Raw genomic sequence first — 9,279 nt, 5'->3', positions numbered from 1 at the left:
ATAAATGAAGTTAGATAAATTGTTTCAAAGCCTATTGTTGACAGGTGCAGTTGTTGTTTTAACTAACACTCCATCTACTGGCAAAGAAGTGCTAAAGGATACCGACAGCGAATCTTCTAATGCAACAGCAGGAGATTTTAGGTTCAAAGACACGGTTGGAGTTAGAAATCAGAAATTTTTCAGTAGTAATTTTCCGGCATTGGTTTCCAGTAATAGGAAGCCCCGATATGGAGAGTCTCAAGTTGAAATTTCTCTACCAAATATAAAGTCAAAGGAATTAAGCAAAAAGACTCTTCAAGTCAAAGAGATTGAGCGCATCTCTCAGGATGCAGGATTGCTTGTACAGTTGCCAGTATCCTCAGACGTAATACAGGTAACGGGAGTGGAAGCTACTCCCACAGAGAAAGGTGTGGAGGTGATTTTACAGACAACTCAAGGACAACAGTTACAAATCACCAATCGCAGTGCGGATAATAACTTTATCGCTGATATTCCCAATGCTCAATTGCGTTTACCCAGTGGCGATGGGTTCATATTCCGTTCCGAAAACCCAACCGCGGGAATTACTGAGATAACGGTAACGAACTTGGATGCAAATACTATCCGCGTGACTGTGGCGGGTGTTGCGGGATTACCCACTGTGGCGTTGTTTGACACTGATGAAGGTCTGATTTTTGGCTTCACACCAGTCGTAACTTCTGCCCAGACTCCACAATTACCAGCAGAAAGTGAAACTCAAACAGAACAACCATCAACTTCAGACCAGCCGATTGAATTGGTGGTAACGGGTCAACAAGATAGATACAGTGTACCCAATGCCACAACTGCGACGAGGACAGACACCCCCTTGCGTGATATTCCCCAATCAATTCAAGTCGTTCCCCGACAGGTGCTAGACGACAGACAGGTGATTCGCGCCTCAGAAGCACTGGGTAATGTCAGTGGTGTACAGAAGGGAAATGCAACAGGTGGCGGTATAGGTGAGGGATTTAACATTCGCGGATTTCAACAATTTGGAGGAAATCTCCGCAATGGCTTTAGAGACGGTGGGGGTATTGCAGAAACGGCAAATTTGGAACGGATAGAAGTCCTCAAAGGACCGGCTTCTGTACTCTACGGCAATTTAGATCCTGGTGGTATTGTTAACTATGTTACCAAACAACCACTCTCAAATCCTTTTTATGCTGTTGGGTTGCAAGTTGGAAGTTTCGGTTTAGTGCGACCAACCCTTGATTTATCAGGCCCTTTAAACCCAGAAGGGACATTACTCTATCGCTTGAATACCGCTTATGAAAAAGGAGGAAACTTTCGGAATTTTGATCAAGATATTGAAAGATTTTTTATCTCGCCTGTAGTTACCTGGAAGATCAGCGATCGCACTGACCTAACATTTGAATTCGAGTACGTAAATGATAAGCGCCCCATTGATCGGGGATTAGTTGCTTTTGGTACAGGTGTTGCCAATATTCCCTTTAATCGACTTCTGGTTGAACCAGATGATTTTGCTGAAACTACAAAATTTACGGCAGGATATCGATTTGAGCATCGTTTCAATGACAACTGGACAATTCGCAATCGGTTTCGTTTTGCTACTGAGGACTACATAAGTGACGGAACTGAACTTGGCAGACTAAACGAAACTACTGGAGAACTGTCTAGAGAATTTGTTTTTGTTGAGAGTGACGATCAAACATATGCGTTACAAACTGATATTGTAGGAAAGTTTGCTACTGGATCAATCAAGCACACCCTAGTATTTGGAGTTGATCAATCCTGGCAAAAATCTGATTTATTTGTTGCATTTGCTGATGTTGCCAGCATTAATATCTTTAATCCTGTTTATCGAGTTATTGCCCGACCTGCTAGAGGTCAGTATACAGATAGTTCTTCTAGCGTGAGTGAAATAAATTCTCTGGGCTTTTTTCTCCAAGATCAAATAACATTGGCTGAAAACTTAAAACTGCTAGTAGGTGGACGCTTTGATATCATTAATCAAGGCTCTCCTTCTGATAAACAAAAAGACCAAGCTTTTAGTCCGCGAGTTGGCATTGTTTATCAACCTATTGAGCCAATTTCTCTATATACCAGTTTTAGTAGATCATTTGAACCTAACTTTGGAACTCGTGTAGATGGTTCACTGCTTGAACCAGTGCGCGGTACGCAGTATGAAGTGGGTATTAGAGGTGAGTTTCTCAATGGTAGACTGACCACAAACCTAGCTGCTTATGAAATCACCAAAAGTAATCTTGGGGTCACCGATCCCGATAATCCAAATTTCTCCATTCCTCTTGGAGAGCAAAGAAGCCGGGGCATTGAGTTGGATGTCACAGGACAAATTATTCCAGGATGGAATATGATTGCTTCCTATGCTTACATTGATGCCAGAGTTACCAAAGATGACAATCTACAGCCTGGTAATTTGCTTAATGGTGTGCCGTTTAACTCAGCCAGTTTGTGGTCAACTTATGAGATTCAAACAGGTGATTTCCAAGGCTTAGGATTTGGCTTGGGTTTGTTTTATATGGGTGAACGCCAAGGCGATTTTAATAACTCTTTTCAAGTACCTAGTTATGTGCGTACTGATGCCAGCGTGTTTTATCGGCGAGATAACTGGAGAGTTGGCATTAATGTTAACAACCTTTTCAATGTAGATTATATCGAAGCTACCCAGCGCCGGAATCGCATTGATCCTGGTGCGCCGTTCACAGTCAGAGGAACGGTGTCAGTGGAGTTTTAGATTGTCCCATACTTCGAGTAGAACTAAATCAACTTTTTAAAATGTATAAAATTCGTCGTGGGCTTCGGTTCTTTGGGTTAACACTTATGGCAATTGTGTTGTTTTCTGCTTGTGCTAATAATGTCTCACAAAAGATAACTAACTCTGCTGAGTTATTGCCTTCACAGTGCAGAATAGTAAAACATCTTATGGGTGAAACCTGTGTTCCTAATAACCCACAGCGAATTATTGCTGCGAGTGAATCGACTCTGGAGGCTGCTGTAATACTGGGCTTAAAGCCCATAGGTACAACTAATTACGCACAACAAAGCGATTACTTGAGAAAACGGTTTGAAAGTTCTGCCAGCGTTGGTTTGCATTCACGACAACTAAGTTTAGAGAAAATTCTCACCATCAAACCAGATTTAATCTTAGCTACAGATGATTATGGAGAACAGCAGGAATTGTATGATCGCCTATCACAAATCGCTCCTACCGTGCTGGGAAAGTGGTGGGATGGTAAGAGTATTCGCTGGAAAGAATGCTTCCAATTGTTTGCTGAAGTTTTTGGGAAAACATCTGAAGCTGAAGAAATTGTCGATGCTTACAATCAACGGATTGCAGAATTACAGCAGCAAATGGGCGATCGCCTCCCAAATACTTTAATCTCAATTATTGACATTCGTCTTGATAGAATCCGCCTATTTGGGAAAACCAAGATTGTTAGCCTGAGTAGCACTATTCTCGAAGACATCGGTTTGCCTCGTCCACCTTCCCAGGAAGAGGGAATGGATATCTCCCTTGAAAGTATTGGGGATGCTGATGGCGATATCATTTTTCTAATGGCACGAGATCCCGAAGCACAACTTTATCACCAAGTTATGAATCATCCTCTATGGAAACAACTGAACGCTGTACAGGCTGGAAAAGTATATCAAGTTGAAAATAGTTACTGGGGTGGAAGTGGTTACATTGCTGCTAATCTTGTTCTTGATGACTTGTTTAAATATTTAGTAGAGAAACAGTAACACCCATGTTCTAAAAAGGAACAAAACATCAAGGTTAAATGCCTAAAAATCTGAATGGTCGGACGATAAAATCTTTCGTTGCCAGGAATGCTTTCAATCCTTCGCTGAAGCATTGGGTAAATCATCTGAGGCTGATATTGTTATCAATAATTATCAGCAACGGGTAACAAAGTTACAACAGGCATTAGATGATTCTCTCCACAACACAGAGGTTTCACTCGTCAGGATTTACGCAGATAGAATTCGCCTGCGGGGAGAAGGACAACATATACGCAGCATGGTTATTTAGGATGTGGGCTTACCTCGTTCTCCGATTCAAAAAGAGGGAATTGATATGACGATTGAGAGTATTGAATATGCAGATGGGGATGTGATTTTTCTGCAACAGCATCCACAAGCAGATAACTATAATTACATTCTTAACCATCTTTTATGGCTCCAATTAAATGCCGTTCAGTCAGGCAAAGTTTATGAGGTAGGTGATAATTATTGGCACGGTGGTAGCTACATTGCCGCCAATCTAATTCTTGATGACTTGTTTAAATATTTAGTGAAGTAATCATCAATATGTCAACCAACAAAACTCACAAAAATTGTCGTTTTTGTTCCGAGATTTCCCAAGCTAACGGTGAAGACCCTATTGGTTCAGCTCTAACATTAGAACAATACTTCATTATTGAAGCTGCACAACCCTGGCCAGATAATATTTGGATGGAACTTGACCCCATGCCACAGGGTGTATTAGACGCATTAAACTTTGCGTGGGAAAGTAGTAGAAAAATTCGAGTAATAGCGATCGCACCAGACAAAGAATACTCCAATCCAGGTTATACTCGTGTATTCTACTATCGCCGACCAGCTAAATTTTTTGCTCAATTTGAAAAATATGAGTTTATCGTACCTCATGCTTTACTGGGTTCTTTGGCATTAGCTTTACTTAAGAATTCCGAAGAATTACCAAAATTTGAGCAATATCGCCAACAAACAAGCCATATTCGAGAATTATTGGTTTGTACCCACGGCAATGTGGATGCAGCTTGTAGCAGATTTGGTTATCCGATTTATCAAAAATTGCGTTCTGAATACGCTACTGCAAATAACAGTAACTTGCGTTTTTGGCGATGTAGTCATTTTGGTGGACATCAGTTTGCACCTACCTTAGTTGATTTACCTCAAGGACAATATTGGGGTCATTTAAAGCCAGAGATTTTAGATTTATTAGTCCAGCGTAATGGTTCAGTGAGGGAATTGTATGCATACTATAGAGGCTGGACTGGTTTACCCAAATTTGCACAAATCGCCGAACGAAAGATTTGGATGCTTGAAGGTTGGAAATGGCTGGAATATCACAAATCCGGTCAAGTTTTAGCCAGTGATGAAATTAGCCAAGAATGGGCTGATGTTCGCATTGATTTCACCACAGGCGATGGAAAGATTAGCAGTGCATATCAAGCCAGGGTGGAGGTGAAAGGCTCAGTCATGACAGCCTGGAATTCAGGAGAACAGCCAACTTTAGAAGAAGTAAAGCAGTATCAAGTCCGTAATTTAGTGAAATTGGCATGATAAAAATCGGACTACGGCAATACTGGAACTTACTCGTAGATTATCTTAAACCACAAAAAGGAAGGGTTGTTAAGTTTGCGATCGCACTCCTTGCCAGCATCGGACTACAATTAGTCAACCCCCAAATTCTGCGTTATTTCATAGACACAGCCGTCGCTGGTGGTTCAGGGCGAAACTTACTCCTAGCCGCCCTCCTCTTTATAGGTGTAGCCTTAGTCACCCAACTAATCACCATTGCTGCCACCTATTACGGTGAAAACGTCGCCTGGAGAGCCACTAATGCCTTACGTGCTGACTTAGTTGAGCATTGTTTGCAACTAGATTTATCCTTTCATAAATTCTCTACACCCGGTGAATTACTAGAGAGAGTAGACGGAGATGTTCACACTCTTTCGCAATTCTTCTCCAAATTTACCGTTTACATCTTGGGTAATTTGCTCTTGATGTCTGGTGTAATTGTAGTTCTATTTGCTGAAGATTGGCGTGCTGGGATTGCGATCGCCTTTTTTAGCCTGACAGCATTAGGAACTTTAATACGTCTGCGTTCCATAGCCGTTCCCTATTGGAGAACCTATCGCCAAATTAGCGCTGATTTCTTTGGTTTCGTCGGGGAACAACTCGCCGGCATGGAAGACGTGCGCGCCAATGGTGCTAAAAGCTATGTCATGCAACGCTTCCACAAAATTTTGCAAGGCTGGTTACCCATTTATCACAAAGCCCGTTTTGCCAGCACTATTCTTTGGGGGACAACAAACGGTATCTTTACATTAGGAACTGCGATCGCCTTAAGCGTCGGTGCTTACCTTTGGAATCAAAATATTATTACCATCGGCTCAGTATATTTACTATACTACTACACCAACTTACTCAGCGAACCGATAGAACAAATTCGCAACCAATTTGAAGTCCTCCAACAAGCAGAAGCCAGTATTTACCGCATTCAAGATTTGCTGCAAGTCAAATCCCAACTCAGTGCAGGAGGCGAAAAAAGACTTCCCCAAGGCGCACTTTTCGTAACTTTTGATCACGTTGACTTTAGCTACAACGACCGGAAATCAGAAGATGGGGATTTAGTACTGCAAGACATATCCTTTAATTTACCTGCTGGACATATCTTAGGTTTATTAGGGCGGACAGGTAGCGGTAAATCTTCCCTAGCGCGGTTATTACTGAGATTATATGACCCAAAATCAGGCTCAATTCGTTTGGGAGGTGTGCCAATTAACCAGACATACTTAACAGACTTACCTCAAAAAGTGGGATTAGTCACTCAGGATGTACAACTATTTCAAACAACAGTCAGAAATAATCTCACCTTTTTCAACCCAGATATTAGCGACGAACGCATCTATGAAACCTTAGAAATATTGGAACTATCACAATGGTTACATTCATTACCCCAAGGCTTAGATACAAACTTAGGGCCAGATAGTAGCGGCTTATCGGCCGGACAAGCGCAGTTACTCGCCTTTACCCGCGTATTTCTCAAAGACCCTGGTTTAGTCATATTAGATGAAGCTTCTTCACGCCTCGACCACATGACCGAGAAACTGATTGAAAAAGCCGTTGATAAATTATTAACTGGACGTACAGGGATTATTATTGCCCATCGTTTAGCCACAGTAGAAAGAGCCAATCAAATATTAATTTTAGATCAAAGTCGAGTTATTGAATATGGGCAACGCGAAGAATTACTTAAAAATCCTGAATCACGTTTTGCCCAGTTATTAGAAACTGGCTTAACTGACTTATTAACCTAACACCTTTCCTAAAATTACGAATTACGTATTACTAAAGCGTTTTACGTAGTATGCCATAGGCTTTACGCGCAGCGTTTCCGATAGCTTGCGTGGCGTAGCCATAGGAAATATTATGAGTTACGAATTACGAACTACGAATTTAAAAATTATCATGACATCAACAAAAAAGCGTAAACATTGGGAACTAATATGGCAACTGATTCGCTACAAACCAAAACTATACATAATTGATAGCATCTCCTGGATATTAATCATGGGCTTGCCCGCCCTACCCGGCTTAATCATCCGCGAATTTTTCAACCGTTTAACAAACGAGACACAATTAGGACTATCACCTCTAGCCTTAATTGCATTATTAATAGCCCTGAACTTAGCACATATAATATTTATATTTGCCGGGCGAGTTACCAAAAGCCAGCATCGTTTTCTGATGCGCTCATTATTGCGACACAACTTATTAGATCGCCTGTTCAAAAATCCCACATCACAGCCAATAACTGTGAATCAAAATTCAGAAACAACTGTGTCACAGGGTGAAATAATTAGCTATTTCCGTGATGATGCCGAACAAATAGAAGAAAACGTAGCATGGATATCAGAAGTATCAGGACAAGGAATATTTGCAATTATTTGTTTAGTGGCTTTATTGAGTATTAATGTACAGATGACGCTGTTTGTATTCCTGCCCTTAGTAGGAATGGTAGCAATTCTTCAACGTGCGGAAACGCGGATTAAACAGTATAGAAAAGCTAGCCGCAAAGCCACCGAAGAAGTTACAGGAATTTTAGGTGAAATATTTGGTTCAGTGCAAGCGATTAAAGTCGCTGGCGCAGAAAAAAATGTCTTGGATTATTTTCGCACCTTAAATGACCAACGTCGCCAGACAATGATTAAGGATAACTTGTTTAACGCTATTCTTAATTCTTCCTTTCAAAATATGGTAAATCTGGGGACAGGGCTAATTCTGCTTCTGGCTTCTCAATTAATGCAAAATAGTGTTAATCAGCTAACAGTCGGTGACTTTGCTTTATTTGTATATAACCTCTCATTTGTAACCAGCTTTTTTACTTCTGTGGGCGGTTTCATAGCGTTGTCTAAGCATACAGAAGTATCTTTTGAGCGGATGGCTAGTTTACTATCTGGTGCATCAGTAGATACATTGGTAGCCCCAAATCAACTTTATCTGAATGACCTGAATGGTCGCCAGAAAGATTTACCCACAATAAAACAACCTTTGACGAATGAGAGAGATAATCTTCAATCTTTGAAAGTTTCTCATCTCACTTATATTTATCCTGGTACTAACCAAGGAGTTACAGATATTAGCTTTGAAATTCAGCGCGGTAGTTTGACTGTAATTACTGGTCAAATTGGTTCTGGTAAAACTACATTACTGCGGCTATTATTAGGATTATTACCTAAACAAAGTGGGGAAATTTACTGGAATGGAAATATTATAGAAAATACCGCCAGTTTCTTTGTTCCACCCCGCAGTGCTTATACTCCCCAAATACCGCAATTATTTAGCTATACCCTGCGCGAAAATATTTTGTTGGGCTTGTCTAAAAATGAAACGGATATAGCTACAGCGTTAAATATGGCTGTATTTGAACAAGATTTATCGACTATGAATGAAAGCCTAGAAACATTAGTTGGTTCTAAAGGCGTGCGGCTTTCCGGGGGACAAATGCAACGAGTCGCAGCAGCGCGAATGTTTATCCGTCAACCGGAATTATTAGTATTTGATGACCTTTCTAGCGCTTTGGACGTAGAGACAGAATTGGCGTTATGGTCGCGGATATTTGTCAATAGCACAGAACAAGAGCAAAATCATTGGCAACCAACCTGTCTTGTTGTTTCTCATCGCCCTGCTGTATTACGTCGCGCTGACCAGATTATTGTCATGAAAGCAGGTAAAGTACAAGCTCAAGGGAAGTTTGATGAAATTTTAAGCCATGAACAAGCCACTTAACTTCAACAAGTTTTGCCACAACACTAAGTTTATACTCAATCTGGATTAGGTATTGAGCCGAGATGCGCGACGTGAAAGTTGTGCGTAGAGGCAGTAGCCTATTTTACTGAGGAGCCGTCTCCTCCTGGGGTTCCTTCCCCTCAGTCCCCACATAAAAGGGTCACAGACCCCAGTCACATCAGTAGTAATTAGGGCTTGCTGAAAAAGTCGTGAAAAAACAACAGAAGAAATAAGTAGGTA

The 9,279-nt window shown here is 41.1% G+C and carries 7 protein-coding genes; all 7 read left to right on the top strand.

The window, feature by feature from the left end; all coding sequences use genetic code 11:
• Positions 1-4 precede the first annotated feature (4 nt).
• The 7 genes from ACM0OP_RS14660 to ACM0OP_RS14630 all read left to right on the top strand — a co-directional run bounded on the left by ACM0OP_RS14660 (position 5) and on the right by ACM0OP_RS14630 (position 9,039).
• The gene (locus tag ACM0OP_RS14660; RefSeq protein WP_414529156.1) at positions 5-2,737 is read left to right on the top strand and encodes a TonB-dependent siderophore receptor; all 2,733 of its coding nucleotides are present in this window, start codon (positions 5-7) and stop codon (positions 2,735-2,737) included.
• 86 nt (positions 2,738-2,823) lie between these two features.
• The gene (locus ACM0OP_RS14655; RefSeq protein WP_414529155.1) at positions 2,824-3,744 is read left to right on the top strand and encodes an iron-siderophore ABC transporter substrate-binding protein; all 921 of its coding nucleotides are present in this window, start codon (positions 2,824-2,826) and stop codon (positions 3,742-3,744) included.
• Between the two features lie 112 nt (positions 3,745-3,856).
• Entirely contained in the window at positions 3,857-4,033 is a 177-nt protein-coding gene (locus ACM0OP_RS14650; protein WP_414529154.1) for a hypothetical protein, read from the top strand.
• Between the two features lie 45 nt (positions 4,034-4,078).
• Positions 4,079-4,303 (top strand): ABC transporter substrate-binding protein, encoded by a 225-nt coding sequence (locus ACM0OP_RS14645; RefSeq protein ID WP_414529153.1) that lies wholly within the window; start codon positions 4,079-4,081, stop codon positions 4,301-4,303.
• An 8-nt stretch (positions 4,304-4,311) separates the two neighbouring features.
• Positions 4,312-5,307: a sucrase ferredoxin gene (locus ACM0OP_RS14640; protein WP_414529152.1), complete on the top strand. Its 996-nt coding sequence runs from the start codon at positions 4,312-4,314 to the stop codon at positions 5,305-5,307.
• On the top strand, positions 5,307-7,067 hold the full coding sequence (locus ACM0OP_RS14635; protein WP_414529166.1) for an ABC transporter ATP-binding protein: 1,761 nt from the start codon (positions 5,307-5,309) through the stop codon (positions 7,065-7,067). Before ACM0OP_RS14640 ends, ACM0OP_RS14635 begins: the two co-directional genes overlap by 1 nt.
• A gap of 151 nt (positions 7,068-7,218) precedes the next feature.
• The gene (locus tag ACM0OP_RS14630) at positions 7,219-9,039 is read left to right on the top strand and encodes an ATP-binding cassette domain-containing protein (RefSeq protein WP_414529165.1); all 1,821 of its coding nucleotides are present in this window, start codon (positions 7,219-7,221) and stop codon (positions 9,037-9,039) included.
• Positions 9,040-9,279: the final 240 nt, after the last annotated feature.

Origin of the sequence: Nodularia chucula CCY0103, from assembly GCF_963923915.1 — a bacterium.
GTDB classification, from domain to species: domain Bacteria; phylum Cyanobacteriota; class Cyanobacteriia; order Cyanobacteriales; family Nostocaceae; genus Nodularia; species Nodularia chucula.
This window is presented reverse-complemented; position numbering and strand designations above follow the sequence as displayed.

What these genes read in the sequence shown, in the direction of transcription:
- ACM0OP_RS14660 (WP_414529156.1), top strand. Translation starts at nt 5, where the DNA reads ATGAAGTTAGATAAATTGTTTCAAAGCCTATTGTTGACAGGTGCAGTT.
- ACM0OP_RS14655 (WP_414529155.1), top strand. Translation starts at nt 2,824, where the DNA reads ATGGCAATTGTGTTGTTTTCTGCTTGTGCTAATAATGTCTCACAAAAG.
- ACM0OP_RS14645 (WP_414529153.1), top strand. Translation starts at nt 4,079, where the DNA reads ATGACGATTGAGAGTATTGAATATGCAGATGGGGATGTGATTTTTCTG.
- ACM0OP_RS14640 (WP_414529152.1), top strand. Translation starts at nt 4,312, where the DNA reads ATGTCAACCAACAAAACTCACAAAAATTGTCGTTTTTGTTCCGAGATT.
- ACM0OP_RS14630 (WP_414529165.1), top strand. Translation starts at nt 7,219, where the DNA reads ATGACATCAACAAAAAAGCGTAAACATTGGGAACTAATATGGCAACTG.